The sequence below is a fragment of the Janthinobacterium sp. SUN120 genome (assembly GCF_030397735.1).
Lineage (GTDB): Bacteria > Pseudomonadota > Gammaproteobacteria > Burkholderiales > Burkholderiaceae_D > Janthinobacterium > Janthinobacterium kumbetense.
In genome coordinates, this window is record NZ_JAPUBW010000002.1 from 50,398 (window position 1) to 69,996 (window position 19,599).

Genomic DNA, 19,599 nt, shown 5'->3' on the forward strand with positions numbered 1-19,599 from the left:
GCATGGCGAGCGCCGTGGGCAAGCCGGCCTATCTGGTCGGCATCGACTTGGGCACCACCAACACGGTGGTGGCCTATGCCAATGCCGCCGATGCGGCCGATGCGCCGGCGGTCATCGAGCTGTTCGCCATCGAGCAGCTGGTCGCTCCCGGCGAAGTGGGCGCACGCCCCCTGCTGCCTTCCTTGCGCTACCATCCCGCCGCCGGCGAACTGGCGGCGGGCGACTTGACGCTGCCGTGGCCACAGCAGGACGTGGCCGGCGTCGAGCATGCCGTTCTGGGCGCGCTGGCGCGCCAGCTGGGCGCCCAGGTGCCGGGCCGGTTAGTGGCCAGCGCGAAGAGCTGGCTGTCGCACGCGAACGTGGACCGCCAGGCGCCCATCCTGCCGTGGGGCGCGGCCGCCGATGTCGCGAAAGTGTCGCCCGTGGCGGCCAGCGCCAGCTACCTGGCCTATGTGCGCGCCGCGTGGAACCACCGCTTTCCCGACGCTCCTTTGGCGCAGCAGGAACTGGTGCTGACCATCCCCGCCTCGTTCGACGAGGGTGCGCGCGCACTCACCCTGGAAGCGGCCCGCATGGCGGGCTTGCCTGCGCTACGCCTGGTGGAAGAACCGCAGGCGGCCTTCTATGATTTCCTGCAGCGCCGGCGCGCCACCCTGCGCGCCGACCTGGCCGACACGCGCCGCATTTTAGTCTGCGACGTGGGCGGCGGCACCACCGATTTCAGCCTGATCGACGTGGCCTTCGATGACGACGGCGAACCGCAGCTCACGCGCAGCAGCGTGGGCAACCATTTGATACTCGGCGGCGACAATATGGATCTGGCGCTGGCCCACCTGGTGGAAGCGCGCCTGGCAGCTGGCCAGGAAGGCGGCATGAAGCTGTCCGCCGCGCGCCTGTCGCAGCTGATGGAACGCTGCCGCGCCGCCAAGGAGCTGCTGCTGTCCGCCGACGCGCCGGAGAAAACCACCGTCACCCTGCTGGGCGCGGGCTCGCGCCTGATCGGCGGCAGCCGTTCCGCCGACGTCACGCGCGAGGAAGTGGCGGCCATGGTGGTCGACGGCTTCTTTCCGAAGGTGGAGCTGGGCGAGGTGGGCAGGAAGGGCCGCGCCGGCATCGTCGAATTCGGCCTGCCGTATGCGCAGGACGCGGCCATCACGCGCCACCTGGCCAGCTTTCTGCAACAGCATGCGGGCGCTCTGCCCGATACCCTGCTGCTCAATGGCGGCGTGTTCCGCGCCGACGCATTGGCGCGCCGCCTGGCCGACACCCTGGCGCACTGGCGCGGACAGCCGCTGACCATACTGCACAACGATAATCCCGACGTGGCCGTGGCGCGTGGCGCCGTCGCCTACGCGCTGGCCCGGCGCGGCCAGGCGCCGCGCATCGGCGGCGGTTCGCCGCGCAGCTATTTCCTCGTGCTGGGCGAGGCGGGCAAGGACCACCGCGCCGTCTGCATCCTGCCTCGTGGCAGCGCCAGCGGCGAGGAAATCCGCCTGACGGAGCGCCTGTTCGCCTTGCGCCTGGGCCGGCCCGTGCGCTTCCACCTGGCGTCCTCGATCGCGGAAACGGGGACGCCGCCGCAACTGGGCGACCTCGTCGACCTGGACGCGGGCGACTACCTGCGCCTGCCGCCGCTGGCCAGCGTGCTGCACGCCAGGGACGGCGGCAATGACAAGCGCGACATCACCGTGCAGCTGGCCACCGTGATGACAGAAGTGGGCACGCTGGAAGTGCACTGCGTGGCCGAAGCCGATGCCAGTCAGCGCTGGCTGTTGGAATTCCAGCTGCGTGGCGAAGAGGAAGCGCCCGCCGAAACGTCTACCGTGCCGCCGCGCGTCAAGGAAGCCATCGAGAAGATCGAACGCATCTTCGGCGGCAAGGCGCAAAAGGTCGACGCCAGGGAAGTGCGCCAGCTGCGCCAGCACCTGGAACGGGGGCTGGGCGGACGCGAAAGCTGGGATACGCCGCTGCTGCGCCATCTGTTCGACGCCCTCCTGCTGCGCGCCCGCGGCCGGCGCCGCTCCGCCGAGCATGAGCGGGCCTGGCTGAACCTGGCCGGCTACTGCCTGCGTCCCGGCTACGGCGATGCGCTGGACCCGTGGCGCATCGAGCAGCTGTGGGCGATGTTCGACACGGGCGTGCAGCACCACAAGGATAGCCAGGTGTGCGCCGAATGGTGGACCCTGTGGCGCCGGGTGGCCGGCGGCCTGAGTTCGGAGCAGCAATTGCGCCTGCTCGACGACTTTGCCTTCAACCTGCAAGCCGATGCGGCGCAGCGGGGCAGCCGCCCCGTCACCCTCGTGAACGGCAGCGACGACGACATGCTGCGCCTGGGCGCTTCGCTGGAGCGCATCCCCGGCGCCTACAAGGCCGAAGTGGGCGCCTGGCTGCTGAAACGCCTGGAGAAAGCCGGCAAGAAGGGGGAAGCGGCGGACACGAACACCCTGTGGGCGCTGGCCAGGGTCGGCGCGCGCCAGCCCTTCCACGGCAGCGCGCACGAAGTGGTCGACAGCGCCGCCGTGGCCGACTGGTTGCAGGTGCTGCTGGCGCTGGACTGGAAAAAGGTGGAACCGGCCGCTTTCGCCGCCACCCACCTGGCGCGCATGACGGGCGACCGCTCGCGCGACATCGCCGACGATTTACGGGCCACCATCCTCGCCCGCCTGAAAGCCGTGGGCGCCCCGCCCCTGTGGCAAGCGATGGTCAGCGAAGTGACGCAGCTGGACGAAGCGAATACCAAGCGCATGCTGGGCGAGGCGCTGCCGCCGGGGTTGAAGCTGATCAATTAATCAACTGCCATCTCGCTACACCAGCGCCACCACCAGCAACACCACCGCCAGCGGCGCCTGCACCAGCACGATGCCGGGATGCGTGCGGCGCAACTGAGCCCACACGGACAGGCCCGGCACTTCCTCGTGCGGATGGTGGGCTTCGTCGCGCAGCGACATCGCGTGCAGGAACATGCCGGCGATCAGGGGGCCGGGATTGACCCACCAGCCCAGCTCCAGCAAGCCGCGCGATAAATAGATGGCCAGCGCGCCGATGGCAAACGGCGAAGCCCACACCAGCGCCAGCATCAGGCGGATGCCATAGAATTCCGCCAGGGTGCCCATGCGGTGCAGGCGGCTGAAATCGTGGTCTTCCATGCGCTTGTCGATGGCCAGTTCGGCGCGGCCGTACAAGGTCCACAGGCCGCCGAACAGGCAGCCCAGCAGCACGCCGATGACGATATCGGCCGCGAAGACCGCATATTTATTGACGTCGGCCGTGCCGATGCCCAGCGACGTATGGGCGGCCGCATGCAGGTGCAGGCCGGCCTGCTCGCCTTCGGCCGTCGTATAGCGGTCGCGCACGTCATACGTGCTGCCGATATACACGACATTCTTGCGCAGCGCCCCGGCATCCACGCCGGCCTGGCCTTCGATCAGTTTGACGCGCGTGCGCGTGGGGTTCAAGAAGGCCGGCGCCACGGCGGCCGGGTGAAACGGCGCGGTGACGGCGTTCTGCTCCGCCGCATCCTTGGCGTCGCCGCGGATGACGGGTTCGAACGCCCAGCGCGCCAAGTCCTTTTCGCTGCCCGTGCGCCGCGCCAGCTGGCACACGCGGCCGGCCAGCGCCAGCCCTTGCTTTTGCTCGGACAGGACGGCCGGCATGGGCTGCTTCTGCTCCTGTTCATCGGCGCCATGCGCCAGCTCGAAGGCCACGGCCGCCAGCACGGGACTTTTCAGCTCGATGCGCGTGACGGCGCCCATGCGTTCGCGGATTTGCGGACTGGCGAAATGGATGCCGGCCGCGCAGCGCGCGCGTATCCACGGCAGGTTCGCATTCCGGTCCGATTGTTCGGGCAGGATCAGCACCAGTTGCCGGCCATCGGCGGCCAGCCGGTCGAGCAGGCGGTCCAGCGGCCGCTCGCCCGCCTTGTGCTGTTCGTACACGGCGGGTGCCAGGTCCAGGTCGATGGCCAGCACCTGGCTGCCGCGCGCTGCGGCGCCGGCGATCAATTGCTCCAGGCGCGTGCGTTCCAGCGGTTCACGCTCGTCGAAGACCTGTTCGAACGCGGGCTGGTCGATTTCGATGATGCCGGGCCGGTAGGCTGCGCCCGGGTCCTTGCCCCGGTCCAGCAGCTGCTCCTGCGCCGCGCTGGCGCGCAGCATGGCCGCATCGAGCCATTCGAGCACGTGAAAACCTTCCAGCGCCAGCATCAGCGCGGCGATCAGGCTGGCGCCGATCACGTGGTGCAGCAAGTGCGTGCCCGTCAGCTTGAAGGCCGAGCCCAGCTGGGCGACCGGCCACAGCAGACGCCGCCAGAGCGGCGGGTGCGGTTGATCCGGCTGGCTGGTTTCCACGGTGCCTGCTCCTTGCGCGCAACGAATAAATTATCACTCAAGCAACAAGTGGTAACGAAAGGACAGTATATTGCAGTTGTGCCCGTTTCGCCGCACGGCTGGCAAGGGTCAGCCTGGCACCCTACTTCGGCCTGGCCAGCAGCAGCTTGCCCAGCGCTTCGAAGGCCGGCGTGGTGGTCGGGTCATTGGCCGCATTGGCCGCCGTCGGCGTCGAGGCGAAGCGCACGATCACCATTTCCGCCTTCGGGTCGACGTAGATGCGCTGACCATACACGCCGCGCGCCATGTAGGCGCCATGGTCGTTATGCGTGACCCACCACATGTCGCGGTAGCTCCAGCCCTTGAGCAAATCGTAGCCGCCCTTGGCGAACAGCTGCTTGTCGCCGCCGCGGCGGATATCCGCGACAGCCGCGCGGGGGATGATTTGCTGGCCGTTGTAGCGGCCATCGTTGCGCAGCATTTCGCCGAAGCGGGCCAGGTCGCGCAAGCCCGCGCTCAAGCCGCCGCCGGCAAACGGCGTGCCCGTCGAATCGACGCTCATGTAGGCATCCTGTTCAGCGCCCAGCTTCTGCCAGATATGTTCGGACAGGTACGCGTTGACGTTCTGCCCCGTGACGCGGGCGATGATCCAGCCCAGCACGTCGGAGTTCACCGTGCGGTAGCCGAACGCCTCGCCATGCCGGCCCTCGTGCCGCACCGTTTGCAAATACTCGAAATAGCTGCGCGGCCCCGTGTAATCCTTCGGCTTGGGCAGCGGATTGCCGGCCGCCGCGTGCTGCCACACTTCCGCTGTCGGGTCGGCGTAATCTTCGCTGAATTTCAGGCCCGTGGTCATGTCGAGCACCTGGCGCACGGTGGCGTCGCCAAACGCGGACTTGGCCAGTTCCGGCACATACTCGGCCACTTTCTTGTTCGGATCGAGCTTGCCTTCGGCCACCAGTGCCGCGCCGATGGTGCCCATCACGGACTTCGTCACGGACATGGCGCCATGCTGGCCGCTGTCCTTCAGCACGCCGAAATAGCGCTCATACACGATGCGGCCCCGGTGCAGCACGACGATGCCGTCCGTGTAGTTGGCGCCCAGCGACTGCTCCCAGGTCATCGTTTCCGTCCCGCCCAGGGGCGTGAATCGCAGGCTGTCGATATCCTTGCGCAACGCGCGCGGCAAGGGTACGGGCGCCTTCAGGCCGCGCGACACCTCCACCGTCGGCATCAGCTGGCGGAAATGCGACACGCTCCAGCGCAACTGCGGGAAATTGAAATAGCTGCCATCGTCGAAGCGGATGATCTTATCGGCCGGCGGCGGCGCGCCCACCATCCATTGCAAGGTAGCCGGGTCGCTGGCGGCGGCCGACAGCGGCGCCGTCGTTTCTGCCGCATGGGCGCCGGTGGCCAGCGCCAGGCAGGCTGCGGCCAGGGCCAGGCGTTTCATGCTGGGGAAATTGTTCATGTGATGCTCTCCTTGATAGACAGAATACTTAATAGACCCAGACGACGTTCGCCAGCCAGCCCGTCCACGTCCTGGCCTGGCCATTCACCAGCTGGTTGACGCCCGACTGCGCGAACGAGGCGCTGAAGCCCAGGGTCAGATAGGTATTCGGGTTCACCACGCGCACGTACTTGACGAAGACATCGTTCGCCAGCATCGGACGCAGCACGCCGGCGATCACCACGGGCGCGTCGCCCGGCACGTCGAGCCGCGTGGCCTGGCCGAACTGCAGCGGGCTGCCCATCTGGTTGGCCCGTACCTGGGCCAGGTAGGCGGTCACGGTATCTTTCGGCGTCGGGTGCAGCTCGATGGTAGCCTGCAGCGCATTCACGTTGGCATTGACGAAGACCCAGGTCGCCTTGCTGCCAGAAGCCCAGGCGCCCGGCGTGCCTTCGAAAAACAGCGGGTCGAAGCGCTCGTTGCGCGCCGTGCGCGGATCGTCGCCTGAAAAACTCTGGTAGCCAAGCGTGAACTTCGGCGTCCAGGCCACGTCGGGCAGCGAAAAGCCCCCTTCCGTGCGCCAGCCCCAGGCCCGCATCGGCTCGCGCGTGTTCCATTCGCGCGCGGCGTCAAAGCCGAACCAGCCTTTCGGCAGCACGGTGGGCAATACGGGAACGCGCGCATAGCCATACACGAACTGCAAGTCCTTGCGGCCTTCGGGCACGGCCAGCGGCGCGCCGATGCCGCCTGGCGCCGCCTGCGGATACGCGGCATGCGAACGGGGCACCTTGCCATATGCAATGCCGGCCTTGCGGTCGTTCGCTGGCGCGTAGCTGAAATCAACGCCGACGACGCGCGTGCCCGAATCGTTGTCGGGGTTTTCATTCGGGTCGAGATAAAACGCCTGGGCGCTGAACGCATCCTGGCTTATTTTCGCCACCACCGAATTCTGGAAGGCCTTGCGCGGCCCCAGTTTCAGCGCGCCACGGTCAAAGCCGTTCGAGCCGCCATTGGCGATCAGCATGCCGGTGCCCAGCGTGAAATTTTGCGCGCCGGCCGACAAGTCGAGTATGGCGCGCGTGCCGCCGAGCGGCATGCGGATGCCGGCGACGAATTCCTCGATCGAGATGCGGCCCGTATCGCCGGCGCCGAATGGGTCATGGCGCGCCGTGCCCGAGCCGACGGCGGACACGCGCGCATACAGCTGCTTGCCGTCGCCCAGATTGCGCTTGAAGCCAAGGGCCGGCTTGACATAGAACTCGTACCAATAGGGGGTGAATTCGAAGCCGGAATTACGCGCAGGCGTATTCGACAGCTTCCAGAACAAGTTGTTTTCGCCGGCCACCTGCACGCCCGCTTCCACGAAGCGCGTCACTTGCCAGTCGGCGACTATGGCCGGTTCGACGGCGGCGCGCCGGGCCACTTCCTTTTCCAGGCTGCTCTGGCCATCGGGATCGAGCTGGCCGGCGGCGCCGCAGGAGGCGCTCGCTCCCAGCAAGGCCAGCACCATCGTTCTGCGTGCCAGGAACATCGTTTGCATTGCCATAGATATCCCTTGCGCTGGCTGACTGTCAATTTGAGCGAATGTTATCAGAGATGCTCTTTTTTATTGTTGTAAAGCATCCTATTGTGCGGCGCGGCTGTGGTGAGACGAACGTCTCACGGCAGTCCCATGCTGCAATGCGGCATGCATATGCCGGCGCTTCGTGCTAAAAACGGGCATACCATAAAAAATACCGAGACACCGGAGAGCGCCATGCCCTACGTCCGCCAGACCAGCCATATCGACCGCGTGCGCGACCTGATCGCCGGCCGCATCGTCAATCCAGGGGCCGATACGGCCAGGCTGGCGTCATCGTACCGGCGCTCACTGGACGACTACCGGCTCGACCCCGCCTCCACCACGGGGCCACGCATCCTGACGGGCGCCGAACTGCGCGCCATCCAGCAATCCGAGGAAAATTTTCTACGCTCCACGGGCCAGTGCCTGCCGCGCCTGCACGCCATGGTGCGCGAAGCGGGCTACTGCATCATCCTCGCCAATGCGCGCGGCGTGACCATCGACTACGTGGTCGACACGGACCAGCGCAAGGATTTCAAGAAGGCGGGCCTGTATCCCGGCTCGTGCTGGTCGGAAGAGGAGGAAGGCACGTGCGGCATCGCCTCCGTGCTGCTCGACCAGGAAGCCATCACCGTGCACAAGACCGACCATTTTCGCGCCGCGTTCACGGGCCTGACCTGCAGCGCCGCGCCGATCTTTTCGCCGCACGGCGACTTGATCGGCGTGCTCGATGCCTCGGCGCTGACCTCCCCCGATGCGCGCGACAGCCAGCGCCTGGTCAGACAACTGGTGCGGCAAGGCGCGACCCTGATCGAAGACGGCTTTTTCCTGAAGTCCTACGGCCATTGCTGCATCCTGCTGGCGCACCGCAACCGCCACTTCGTGGAAGTGCAGCCGGAGATGCTGCTCGCCATCGACGAGCATGGCGACATCGTCGCCGCCAACCGCTGCGCGCGCGACGTCATCGGGGGCCTGGACACCCTGCCGCGTCCCGTCGGCGACGTGCTGGAAGTGCGCGCCGAGCGGCTGTTCGATGCGCGCGCGGGACACAATCTGCTGTCCTTGCGCCTGACCGGCGGCAGCACCTGGCTGCACGCCCGCGTGCGCACACCGCTGCGCCAGGCCAGCGTGCGCGCCACGCGCGAGGCGCCTGTCGCGCCGGACGCGCTGGCATACACCGCGCCGGAACAGGCCGAACGCACGCGTATCGTCCACGCCATGAACGCCGCCAAATGGCGCCCGCTGCAAGCGGCGGCCATGCTGGGCATCTCGCGCGCCACCCTGTACCGGCGCCTCAAGCAGTTGCACATCGTGCCGCCGCACCGCCAGTAGCCATCCGAAAAGCTGAGATTTCCGTCTCAAAATCAGCCATGCTGCGCTGCGCAATGCAGCGCCGGAACGCCGGTGTTACAACATCGTCAGCGGCAACACAGCCGCATCCCATCATAAAGTCAGCAGACTTGGAGGAGACACGATGCAAACCGATAGCAACCCGCACGACCTGGCCGTGGCCGGCATCCTGGAGCAGCTCGAAGGCGCGCTGCGCGCCAGCGACAGCACGGGCGCCGCGCAATTGTTCGAACAGGACGGCTACTGGCGCGACCTGGTGCTGTTTACCTGGAATTTGAAAACCCTGGAAGGCCGCGAGCAGATCGCCGCCATGCTGGCCGCCCAGCTGGGCGCCGTGCAGCCGCTCTCCATCCGCATCGCCGACGGCGAACATGCCAGCGAGGCCGGCGGCGTGCTGCAAAGCTGGATCACGGTGGAAACGAAGGCGGCGCGCGGCGTGGGCTTCATCCGCATCCGCGACGGCAAGATCTGGACCCTGCTCACCACCATGAGCGAATTGAAGGGTTTTGAGGAAGCCAAGGGCGGCCGGCGGCCCATGGGCGCGGAACACGGCGCGCGCACCAACCGCAGCAGCTGGCTGGAGCACCGCGAGCAGGAAGCCAGGGAACTGGGCTACGCGCGCCAGCCCTACTGCGTCATCATCGGCGGCGGCCAGGGCGGCATCGCGCTCGGCGCGCGGCTGCGCCAGTTAAACGTCCCCACCATCATCATCGAGAAAAACGCGCGCCCGGGCGACAGCTGGCGCAAGCGCTACAAGTCCTTGTGCCTGCACGACCCCGTCTGGTACGACCACATGCCGTACATCCCCTTCCCCGACAACTGGCCCGTCTTCACGCCCAAGGACAAGGTGGGCGACTGGCTGGAAATGTACACCAAGGTGATGGAACTGAACTACTGGGGCTCGACTTCCTGCGAATCGGCCAGCTTCGACGAAGCGTCCGGCGAGTGGACGGTGCAAGTGCTGCGCGACGGCCAGCCCGTCACCCTGAAACCGAAGCAGCTGGTGCTGGCCACGGGCATGTCGGGCAAGGCGAACATGCCGAAGTTCAAGGGCATGGACGTGTTCCAGGGCGAGCAGCAGCACTCGTCGCAGCATCCGGGGCCGGACGCGTATGTCGGCAAGAAGGTGGTCGTCATCGGCGCGAACAATTCCGCGCACGATATCTGCGCCGCCCTGTGGGAAGCGGGCGTGGACGTGACCATGGTGCAGCGCTCGTCGACGCACATCGTCAAGTCCGATTCCTTGATGGACCTGGCCCTGGGCGACCTGTACTCGGAACGGGCGCTGGCCGCCGGCATGACGACGGCCAAGGCCGACCTCACGTTCGCCTCGCTTCCCTATAAAATCCTGGCCGACTTCCAGAAGCCCGTCTTCAAGGCCATCCGCGAGCGCGACGCGGACTTTTATGCGCGCCTGGAAGAACGGGGCTTCATGCTCGATTTCGGCGACGACGATTCGGGCCTGTTCATGAAGTACCTGCGCCGCGGCTCCGGCTACTACATCGACGTGGGCGCCTCCGAACTGGTCGCCGAGGGCAAGATCAAGCTGAAAAGCGGCGTCGGCGTGCAGGAATTGACAGCCCATTCCATCGTGCTGTCCGACGGCACGGAATTGCCGGCCGACCTGGTGGTGTACGCCACCGGCTACGGCTCCATGAATGGCTGGGCAGCCGACCTGATCTCGCCCGAGGTGGCCAACAAGGTGGGCAAGGTGTGGGGACTCGGGTCAAACACGACGAAAGACCCGGGCCCGTGGGAGGGCGAGCAGCGCAATATGTGGAAACCCACGCAGCAGCAGGCGCTGTGGTTCCACGGCGGCAACCTGCACCAGTCGCGCCACTACTCGCAATACCTGTCGCTGCAACTGAAGGCGCGCATGGAAGGCTTGACCACCCCCGTGTATGGGCAACAGGAAGTGCATCACCTGGCGTGATGGCAGGGGCAAGCAGATAAAAAAATGGCGGCGGACCGAAGTCCGCCGCCATTTTGCATCATGCAGCCAACAATTACTGCTTGATGGCTTCGATGGCAAACGTCAGCGTGACGTCATCGCTGACGGCTGGCGCATATTTGCCTGCGTTGAATTCCGAGCGCTTGATCTTGGCCGTGGCGTTGGCGCCGCAAGCGTCTTTTTTCAGCATCGGGTGCGGTGCGCAGGTGAACGAGGTGACGGTCAGGGTGACTGGCTTGGTCACGCCTTTCAGGGTCAGGTTGCCGTCGACGGAAGCGAGCTTGTCGCCGTCAAAATTGAACTTGGTCGATTTGTAGGTGGCGACCGGGAACTTGGCCGTGTCGAGGAAATCTTCGCCCTGGATGTGCGAGTTGAACAGGGTCGAACCCGTGTCGACGGATTTGGTGTCGATCAGCACTTCGACGGCGCCCGTCTTGGCGGCGCGGTCCAGGGTGACCTTGCCAGTGGTGTTATTGAAACGGCTTTGCTGCGTCGAGAAGCCCATGTGGGTGTACTCGAAGCGGGGGAAAGTGTGGCTGCCATCGATGACATAGACTTCAGGAGCGGCAACGGCGGACAGCGAGAAGCCGGCGGCGGCGATAAAAGCGAGCAGTTTTTTCATTGTAGGTTCCTAACAGAAAGTGGAGGATGTCAAAACCGCAACCGGCTGCAGGCGACTGGCGCATGCGACTGATTGTCTGGCTTCAGTTGCAACAGATTATGCATGGCATGAAGATCGATGTAAAACGGAAAATATACCTAGTTAGCATCGATAAAATCGATAATACATGGCGATATTCTCTGCGACAGCGCCTTCTGCTGCCGATTATTGTCTGCATTGCCAAAAATATCCAGCGTTATCCGGCACCTCAGATTACACCATAGATGAGAATGATTCTTGTTATTATTTGATGGGCTTGCTATCATGGCGCGCTTTGATCACGGGGACATGCGCGGTGCTTGAACGCTATTACCAGGAATTGCTGCGCCTGATTTCGCGCTCCACGGGATGCCGCGACAAGGCACAGGACGTGGTGCAGGAAGCCTACGCCCGCCTCCTGGCGCGCCAGCCGCTAGGCGGCGCCCGCGCCTTGCATGGCGATACGCCACCCGACAGCGGCCAGCGCGCCCTGCTGTACGTCACGGCGAAAAACATCGCCATCGACGAACAGCGCTTGCACCAGAGGCGGCCCCATGACGCGCTCGACGAGCCGCACATGCAGCTGCGCGCGCCGCGCGCCGATGAACCCGAGCAACGGCTGCACGACCGGCAAACCATGGAACGCCTGCTGCTCATCATCGAGGGCTTGCCGCCGCGCTGCCGCCAGGCTTTCGCACTGTACAAGTTCGATGGCCTGAGCCAGATCGAGATCGCCGCGCAGATGGGTATCTCCGTCAACATGGTGGAAAAACACATCATCAACGGCATGCTCGCCTGTAAAAAAGGCTTGCCCGAGCGGGATACGCTATGAAACAGCACATGACATCACAAGACACGACAGCCGACGACATCGACTTCCTGGCGGCGCAATGGCTGCTGCGCCGCGACGCGGGCCTGGCCGCGCACGACCTGGCGGCATTAAAGCAATGGCTGGAAGCGGACCCGCGCCACCAGCAGGCCTGGCAGGCGCTGGCCCGCACCGATGCGCTGCTGGCCAGCCTGCCCGCGCAGCGCGTGGCGGCCTTCAGCCAGCCCGTCGCGGCGGCGGGCGCGCCGTCATCGCTGCTGCGGCGGCTGCGCCAGGCGGCCTCTTTCCCGCCGCGCGGCGCGCTGGCCGGCGGCTGCCTGCTGCTGTGCGGCCTGCTGGCCTGGCCGCTGGCCGGCCATCTGCAGCGCCCCGGCTTCCAGCACGATTACAGCACGGCGCGCGGCCAGTTCGCCACGCAAGTCCTGCCCGACGGCAGCCGCATCGAACTCGATAGCGGCAGCGCCGTCGACGTGGCCCTGTACCGCGACCGGCGCAGCGTGCATCTGCTGCGCGGCCAGGCCATGTTCCATGTGCAGGCCGACCCTGCGCGTCCGTTCCAGGTCATCGCGGGAGCGGCGACGGCGACGGTACTGGGCACGCATTTTTCAGTGCGCCACGTGGGCGCCACGACCCAGGTGAGCGTGGCGCAAGGCACAGTGCGGGTGGAGAGCGAAGCCGGCGCGCATGCCGAAGTGCTGCGGGCGGGCGACACGGTCACCGTCACGCCGCAGGGCGTGCAAGCGCTGGCCAGGGTCAGCGCGCAAGCGGTGGGCAACTGGCGTGCCGGGCGCCTCGATTTCGAGGACGCCACCCTGGCCGAGGCGCTGGCCGAATTCGAGCGCTATGGCGATTCGGGCCTCGTGCTTGACGACCCGGCCCTGGCCGGCCTGCGCCTGAACGGCAGCTTCGACGCGAAGCTGCCGGCGCAGTTTGCCGCCGCCCTGCCCTTGGCCTTGCCCGTGCGCCTGCAGCGCCAGGACGGCAAGCTGCACATTCTCGCCCGCTGATGTATTCCACATGCAGCGAAATAAAATGCATCCGCACGTCAGGGTAAATGAGACTCATTCGTTTTAACTATGAAGGATCACCACATCACCATAGGAAAAACATGCATATGACTCCACCGCGCCATCCCTTGCACGCCCGCCTGTCTCCCCTCTTCCTGGCCATCGGCCTGGCCTTCGCCACGCCCGCCGTGCATGCCGCCGCCGCGCCGGTGGCGCAGGTCGAATGGCACATCCCCGCGCAGCCCTTGAACCGCGCGCTGAACGAACTGGCGCGCCAGGCCGGCATGGTGCTGCTGGCCGACGCGCGCCTGACGCAGGGACGGCAAAGCGCACCGCTGCAAGGCCGCCATTCGCTGCCCGAGGCGCTGCGCCAGCTGCTGGCTGGCAGCGGCCTGCAGGCGCAGCTGCAAGGCGGCACGACCATCATCATCAGCGCGCCCGCCCCCGTCACCGCAGGCGCCGTGCAGATCGGCACCCTGCGCGTGAATGGCCAGGGCGGCAGCGGCACGTTCGAGACGGACGACACGGACCCGGCCGACCTGCCCTACGTCACGTCCGCCTCCTCCGCCTACATCGGGCGCGAACAGATCGAACGCTTCCGCGGCACCTCGCCGGCCGACATCTTCAAGGGCGTAGCCGGCGTGCAGGTGGGAGACAGCCGCAACAGCGGCGCCGTCGACGTCAACGTGCGCGGCATGCAGGGCCAGGGCCGCGTGCCCGTGCTGATCGACGGCAGCCTGCAATCGTCCACCGTCTACCGCGGTTACGCGGGCATCGCCGACCGCAGCTACATCGACCCTGACCTGATCAGCGCCATCCGCATCGACAAGGGGCCGAACCTGTCGGCGCAAGGCGCGGGCGCCATCGGCGGCATGGTCAGCATGCAGACTTTGCGCCCGGAAGACATCCTGCTACCGGGCCAGCGCACGGGCGTGCGCCTGCGCGGCGGCATCCAGGACAACAGCGTCTCGGCGCCGGACGATTTCGGCAGCGCGCCGCGCACGCACCGCAACAAGCTGGACAACCCGCGCAGCGGTTTTGGCAGCATCGCCGTGGCCACGCGCCAGGACGACTACGACCTGGTGGCCGCCATCAGCCAGCGCAGCATCGGCAATTATTTTTCCGGCACGCGCGGTTTCGAACGCTATCAGCTGCCCAATGCATGGGGTGGCGACGATGGCGTGACGCAGTTCTTCAAGAAAGGCGATGAAGTGCTGAACACGGCCAACCGCACCACCTCGGCCCTGCTGAAGGCCAACCTGCGCCTGCCGCACGAACAGAAGCTGGAGCTGGGCTACCGCTATTTCGACAGCAGCTACGGCGAAATCATGCCCTCGCAAATCTACCGCAACAGCACCGGCAGCATCCCGCAATGGGACCCCAGCCAGGTGCGCACCAACGCGCTGACGGCGCGCTACGAATGGAAGCCGGAAGGCCAGAACCTGATCGACCTGAAGGCCAACCTGTGGCTGACGGACATGCAGAGCAAGTCGCGCAACGGCGATATCTTCAGCAATCCGCTGGAAGGCAAGACCAATCCGGGCGACCACGAATGCAAGGAATGCGTGGAAGTGCTGTACCTGGCAAAGAACCAGGCGCGCCGCGTCGGCGCGGACCTGACGAATACCTCGCGCTTCGCCACCGGCATGGGCGCGCTCAAGCTCGATTACGGCCTGTCCTTGCAAAATGAAGATATCGGCCCGGCCGACAGCGTGCGCATCCTCGATGAAGACTTGAACGCCAATCACACGCTGCGCAACGGCAAGCGCCACGAGCAAAGCGCCTTCGCCTCGCTGCAGTGGCAGGCGCGCGACTGGCTGAGTGTCGAGGCGGGCGGACGCTTCCAGCGCTTCGATACGCGCGACCGCAACCGCCGCGCCGAGCAGCAATACCATCCGCAAGGCTGGCAATGGGTCACCATGTGGGACAAGGAGGGCGATCAGATCGGCGCGGCGAAGTGGTACCAGGATGCGCAGGGCCGGTTCACGCCCGCCACCAATCCCGCGCTGGTGGGCGGCATGGTGGAAAACTACGGCACCGAGCCGGCGCCACTGGACGTCTCGCAGGTGGATCAGTGGAGCGGCAATGGCTATGTCTACCGAGACGCCATTCCCGGCCTGTTCAAGTACAGCACGCCGATCCGCCGCAAGGACCACGGTTTTGCGCCCACGTTTGCGCTGACGGCGCGCCTGTCCGACAGCGTCAGCGTGTTCCTGCGCGATGCGCGCGGCTTGCGCATGCCCAGCCTGTACGAATCGACGATGGGCTTCTCGGCCACGTATTCATCGCCCTTGAACGCCGAGCGCAGCCACAACCGCGAAGTGGGCGTGAGCGTGGTCAAGGATGGCGTATGGAGCGCAGCCGACAAGCTGCGCCTGCGCGTGGCGTATTTCGACAACGTCACGCACGGCTACATCACGCGCCGCCCGATTCCCGACTTGCCGGCCTACGCACAGAATTTCTCGATGGCGAACACGGACAAGTACAGCGTCTCGGGCATCGAACTGCAGTCGTCATATGACCGGGGTAGCGTATTCGCCGACTTTTCCGGCACCTGGAACCGCAAGACCCTGATCTGCGACGTGGCCACGGCGGCCTATTTGCGCAAGGCCAGCAAGTGGGAATCGGATATCTGGAACACGCCCGACTGCTCGCCCATCGGCTTTTCCAGTTCCTACGTGAGCAACCATATCCAGCCCAAGCTGAGCGCCAACCTGACCCTGGGCACGCGCTGGCTGCAGGAAAAACTCACCGTCGGCACGCGCCTGACGCACGTCGGCCATCCGCTGGCGCGCCAGGACGACAAGGCCGTGTGGCAGTCGTGGACGGGCACCTCGCCGCAGGTGCTGACGCAGGCCTACACCCTGGCCGACCTGTTCGCCAGCTACAAGATCACGCCCAACGCCACCGTCGACGTGGCGGTGGACAACCTGACGGACCGTTACTACCTCGATCCGCTGACCCTGAGCCTGATGCCGGGGCCGGGCCGCACGGCGCGCGTCACGCTTGGCGTTCGTTTCTGATTTGATTCATCCTTATAATAGAGAGCAGATACTCCATGCATGCAGCAAGCGACACCAGCAGCACCTTGAACACCGTTCCGATTAACGCGGCCCCTAGCCGCAGCCAGCGCCTGAAAGCCGACACCATGGCCACCCACGACTTGCTGGACCAGCGCATCATGGCCAGCGCGCCGTTTTCCAGCCGCGACAATTACGCGCGCTTCCTGCAGGCGCAGTACGCGTTCCTGCGCGATGTCGACGCGCTGTACGACAACGCGCAGCTGGCCGCCCTGCTGCCGGACCTGGAACAGCGCCGCCGCTACGCCAGCATCGCGGCCGACCTGCGCGACCTGGGCACCGTCCTGCCGGCCGATGCGGCTACGCCGCCGTTCGACGCGCAACTGGACCTGGCCACGGCGCTGGGCTGGCTGTACGTGAGCGAAGGCTCGAAGCTGGGCGCGGCCATCCTGTATAAACTGGCCGGCAAGATCGGCCTGGACGAGCATCACGGCGCGCGCCACCTGGCCGGCCATCCGGACGGGCGCGCGCGCCACTGGCGCGATTTCACTGCCGTGCTCGATACGGCCGTCCTCGACGAGGCAGGCGAAGCGCGCGTGATCGACGGCGCGCGCGCCGCCTTCCTGCGCATGCATGGCCACGTGGAGGCCTGCGCCTGATGGAAGAGCCAGTCATCCAGGCGGGCGCGGAAGCGCACACGGCACGGCTGCGCCGCTGGGCGTGGACGGCCGCCGGCATGCTGATGGTGGCGCTGGGCGTGATCGGCGCCCTGCTGCCCGTCATGCCGACGACGATCTTCCTGATCCTGGCGCTGGCCTGCTTCAGCCGCGCCTCGCCACGCCTGGAACACTGGCTGCTGCACCACCCGCGCTTCGGCGCGCCGCTGCGCCAGTGGCGCGAACACCGCGCCGTGTCGCGGCGCGGCAAGGTGCTCGCTTGCCTGGGCATGGCCATCGGCTTTGTCGCCATGTGCCTCGGCCATCCGCCCTGGTGGGTCATCGTCCTCGTGGCAACGATGGAAATCGCCGTCATCATCTATCTGCTGCGCCGCCCGGAAGGGCCGGCGCCGGAAAAGACGCCGCCGGCGGACTGGCACAAGCCGCTGACCATCGCCACGGTCTTCGCCATGCACGGCGCCCTGCTGGGATGGGCCGTGTACCACCGCGCGCCGGCAGCGCCCGTGCTGGCCATCGCGCCCGACTCCGCGCAGCCGGCCATGCTGCTGTTCCTGCCGGCCGCCGCCCCGCCCCGCCCACTGGAGCAGAATCTTGCTGAGCAGGCCAGCACCGCGGCCGCGCCGTCGCGCGCCCTTGCCAAAAAAGCAGCGCCAGCCCTGCCGCAATTCGTGCCGCCGCAGCCGGATGCCGCGCCCATGCCGCCTCAAGCCGAGGCCGTCGCGGCCGTCGCCGAGGTGCGCCCTGCCCCCGTTACGCCGGCACCGGTGGCCACGGCGTCTGTCGCGGCGGCGCCTCCCTCGCCCGCCCTGCCGCCCGCGCCACAGGAGCTGCGCAGCGGCGTATCGAGCTGGGAAGGCAAGGTTTTGGCGCGCATGGAGCGCTTCCGCCGCTATCCGACGGCGTCGCGCGCGAAGCAGGAACAGGGCGTGGTATACCTGCGCTGCCGCATCGACCGCGACGGGCAGGTGCTGGCGGCCGCCATCGAGCGCAGTTCCGGTTCCGCTGCGCTGGATCAGGCCGCGCTCGACACTTTGCAACGGGCAGCGCCACTGCCGCGCATTCCAAAGGAACGGCCGGAGCCGCTGGAATTATCGATTCCCGTCGAATTTTCCATCGGCTGATCGCGTAAAAACCGCTTTTACTCTCGCCAAACACCCATATAGACATTATTTGCATATTCAAAGCAAGATTCTGTCGTAGGAGTAATAACACGATCGGAGGTATACTACGCAACCGACGTAACAGGCTGGGCGATTTGGCCCCTGCAAGCGCGCCTGTCACGGTCCAATAAAAAAGGAAACACTGCATGACCACACCACACCGTACGCCGGTGATTCGCATCGATGGCGCAAACAAGACCTTCGCGCTGCCCAAGGGCGAACAATTCCACGCGGTCAAATCGGTCACGCTGGAAGTCTATCCCGGTGATATTTTCGGCCTGATCGGCAAGAGCGGCGCCGGCAAATCGACCTTGCTGCGCCTGATTAACCTGCTCGAGCGTCCCGACAGCGGCAGCATCACGGTCGCCGGGCGCGAATTGACCAGCTTGAGCAAGGGCGAACTGCGCGACGCGCGCCAGAATATCGGCATGATTTTCCAGCAATTCAATCTGCTGCAAAACGCCAGCGTGTTCGACAACGTCGCCTTCCCCCTGAAAATCCATGGCACCACCAAGGGCGAGCACATCGCCGCCCGCGTCGAGGAATGCCTGGCGCTGGTGGGCCTGTCTGACAAGCTGCACAGCTATCCGGCGCAATTGTCGGGCGGGCAGAAACAGCGCGTGGCGATTGCCCGCGCCCTGGCCAGCCACCCCGACGTGCTGCTGTGCGACGAGCCGACGTCCGCGCTGGACGCGGAAACGACGCGCGCCTTGCTCGATACCTTGCGCGACATCAATGCGCGCCTGGGCGTGACCATCGTCATCGTCAGCCATGAGCTGTCGGTGCTGGGCGCCATCTGCAACCGGGTCGCCGTCGTGGAAAGCGGCGCCATCGCCGAACAATTCGACCTGAGCGACACGGCCACCCCGCGCAAGACGGCGCTGGGACGCGAGCTGGCTTATTACGGCACCGAGGCGTTTGAAGCCACCGCATGGAAGGATGCAACACATGTTTGAAGAATCGATCAATAACGTCATCAACCTGCTGCCGGAAATCTGGGTGGCGCTGGGCCAGACCATGACCATGCTGGGCATCGGCCTGACGGCCGCCATCCTGATCGGCGGCCCGCTGGGCATCTTGCTGTTCCTCGTCTCGGAAGGCCAGTCGCTGGAAAACCGTCCGCTGTCGACGATCCTCGGCTGGCTGGTCAATACCGTGCGCAGCTTCCCCTTCATCATCCTGCTGGTCGCCCTGACGCCGTTTACGCGCGTCATCGCGGGCACTTCGATCGGCCCGCTGGCGGCCAGCGTGCCCCTGTCGTTCGCCGCCATTCCCTACCTGGCGCGCCTGGTGGAACAGAACCTGCGCGAAGTGCCGCGCGGCGTGATCGAGGCGGCGCACGCCATGGGCGCGTCGGAAATGCAGATCATCTTCCGCGTGCTGCTGGTGGAAGCGCGCTCCGGCCTGGTGCTGGCCCTGACCGTGCTGTCGATCAGCTTCCTGTCGTATTCGGCCGTGGCCGGCGTGGTGGGCGGCGGCGGCATCGGCGACCTGGCCATCCGCTACGGCTACTACCGCTTCGAGACGGACATCATGGTCGCCACCGTGGCCATCCTGATCGTGCTGGTGCAAACCATCCAGTTCGCCGGCACGCGCATCGCCAAGCGCCTCGACAAACGTTAATTCATA

Annotated in this window: 15 protein-coding genes and 1 pseudogene; 12 read left to right on the plus strand and 4 right to left on the minus strand. The window is 66.1% G+C overall.

Annotation, left to right across the window (positions count from 1 at the left end; genetic code table 11):
- Positions 1-2: 2 nt before the first annotated feature.
- The gene (locus O0879_RS09855; RefSeq protein ID WP_289916237.1) at positions 3-2,789 is read left to right on the plus strand and encodes an Hsp70 family protein; all 2,787 of its coding nucleotides are present in this window, start codon (positions 3-5) and stop codon (positions 2,787-2,789) included.
- A 15-nt stretch (positions 2,790-2,804) separates the two neighbouring features.
- Here O0879_RS09855 and O0879_RS09860 read toward each other — a convergent pair whose 3' ends face one another.
- From O0879_RS09860 to O0879_RS09870, 3 genes are all read right to left on the minus strand, one after another.
- The gene (locus O0879_RS09860) at positions 2,805-4,346 is read right to left on the minus strand and encodes a CHASE2 domain-containing protein (RefSeq protein WP_289916238.1); all 1,542 of its coding nucleotides are present in this window, start codon (positions 4,344-4,346) and stop codon (positions 2,805-2,807) included.
- Positions 4,347-4,467: 121 nt separating this feature from the next.
- Positions 4,468-5,778 carry a serine hydrolase gene (locus tag O0879_RS09865; protein ID WP_289917852.1) on the minus strand — a complete coding sequence of 437 codons (1,311 nt, stop codon included), beginning with the start codon at positions 5,776-5,778 and terminating at the stop codon, positions 4,468-4,470.
- A gap of 46 nt (positions 5,779-5,824) precedes the next feature.
- On the minus strand, positions 5,825-7,321 hold the full coding sequence (locus tag O0879_RS09870; protein ID WP_289916240.1) for an alginate export family protein: 1,497 nt from the start codon (positions 7,319-7,321) through the stop codon (positions 5,825-5,827).
- 210 nt (positions 7,322-7,531) lie between these two features.
- On the opposite strand from O0879_RS09870, the gene O0879_RS09875 reads away from it, so the two are divergent.
- A complete protein-coding gene (locus tag O0879_RS09875; RefSeq protein ID WP_289916241.1) occupies positions 7,532-8,668 on the plus strand; it encodes a helix-turn-helix domain-containing protein in 1,137 nt (378 codons plus the stop codon).
- A 142-nt stretch (positions 8,669-8,810) separates the two neighbouring features.
- Positions 8,811-10,619 (plus strand): NAD(P)/FAD-dependent oxidoreductase, encoded by a 1,809-nt coding sequence (locus tag O0879_RS09880; RefSeq protein ID WP_289916245.1) that lies wholly within the window; start codon positions 8,811-8,813, stop codon positions 10,617-10,619.
- A gap of 73 nt (positions 10,620-10,692) precedes the next feature.
- Here O0879_RS09880 and O0879_RS09885 read toward each other — a convergent pair whose 3' ends face one another.
- On the minus strand, positions 10,693-11,259 hold the full coding sequence (locus O0879_RS09885; protein WP_099667289.1) for a YceI family protein: 567 nt from the start codon (positions 11,257-11,259) through the stop codon (positions 10,693-10,695).
- 26 nt (positions 11,260-11,285) lie between these two features.
- On the opposite strand from O0879_RS09885, the gene O0879_RS09890 reads away from it, so the two are divergent.
- The 9 genes and pseudogenes from O0879_RS09890 to O0879_RS09930 all read left to right on the plus strand — a co-directional run bounded on the left by O0879_RS09890 (position 11,286) and on the right by O0879_RS09930 (position 19,593).
- Positions 11,286-11,522, plus strand: a complete 237-nt coding sequence (locus O0879_RS09890; protein ID WP_289904381.1) for a hypothetical protein — start codon at positions 11,286-11,288, stop codon at positions 11,520-11,522.
- A gap of 71 nt (positions 11,523-11,593) precedes the next feature.
- A complete protein-coding gene (locus tag O0879_RS09895) occupies positions 11,594-12,109 on the plus strand; it encodes a sigma-70 family RNA polymerase sigma factor (RefSeq protein WP_289916246.1) in 516 nt (171 codons plus the stop codon).
- Positions 12,110-12,117: 8 nt separating this feature from the next.
- Positions 12,118-13,113, plus strand: coding sequence for a FecR domain-containing protein (locus O0879_RS09900; RefSeq protein ID WP_289916247.1), 996 nt, complete (start codon positions 12,118-12,120; stop codon positions 13,111-13,113).
- A 101-nt stretch (positions 13,114-13,214) separates the two neighbouring features.
- The gene (locus tag O0879_RS09905; RefSeq protein ID WP_289916250.1) at positions 13,215-16,136 is read left to right on the plus strand and encodes a TonB-dependent receptor; all 2,922 of its coding nucleotides are present in this window, start codon (positions 13,215-13,217) and stop codon (positions 16,134-16,136) included.
- Between the two features lie 35 nt (positions 16,137-16,171).
- Positions 16,172-16,792, plus strand: a complete 621-nt coding sequence (locus O0879_RS09910) for a biliverdin-producing heme oxygenase (protein ID WP_289916252.1) — start codon at positions 16,172-16,174, stop codon at positions 16,790-16,792.
- A pseudogene (locus O0879_RS09915) lies at positions 16,792-17,223 on the plus strand (YbaN family protein); the annotation flags it as partial. The gene O0879_RS09910 and the pseudogene O0879_RS09915, both read left to right, overlap by 1 nt.
- Positions 17,224-17,505: 282 nt before the next feature.
- Entirely contained in the window at positions 17,506-17,931 is a 426-nt protein-coding gene (locus tag O0879_RS09920; protein WP_257219080.1) for an energy transducer TonB, read from the plus strand.
- A gap of 185 nt (positions 17,932-18,116) precedes the next feature.
- Positions 18,117-18,926, plus strand: coding sequence for a methionine ABC transporter ATP-binding protein (locus O0879_RS09925; RefSeq protein ID WP_099667285.1), 810 nt, complete (start codon positions 18,117-18,119; stop codon positions 18,924-18,926).
- Positions 18,919-19,593, plus strand: a complete 675-nt coding sequence (locus tag O0879_RS09930) for a methionine ABC transporter permease (RefSeq protein ID WP_151096430.1) — start codon at positions 18,919-18,921, stop codon at positions 19,591-19,593. Before O0879_RS09925 ends, O0879_RS09930 begins: the two co-directional genes overlap by 8 nt.
- The last annotated feature ends 6 nt before the right edge of the window (positions 19,594-19,599 follow it).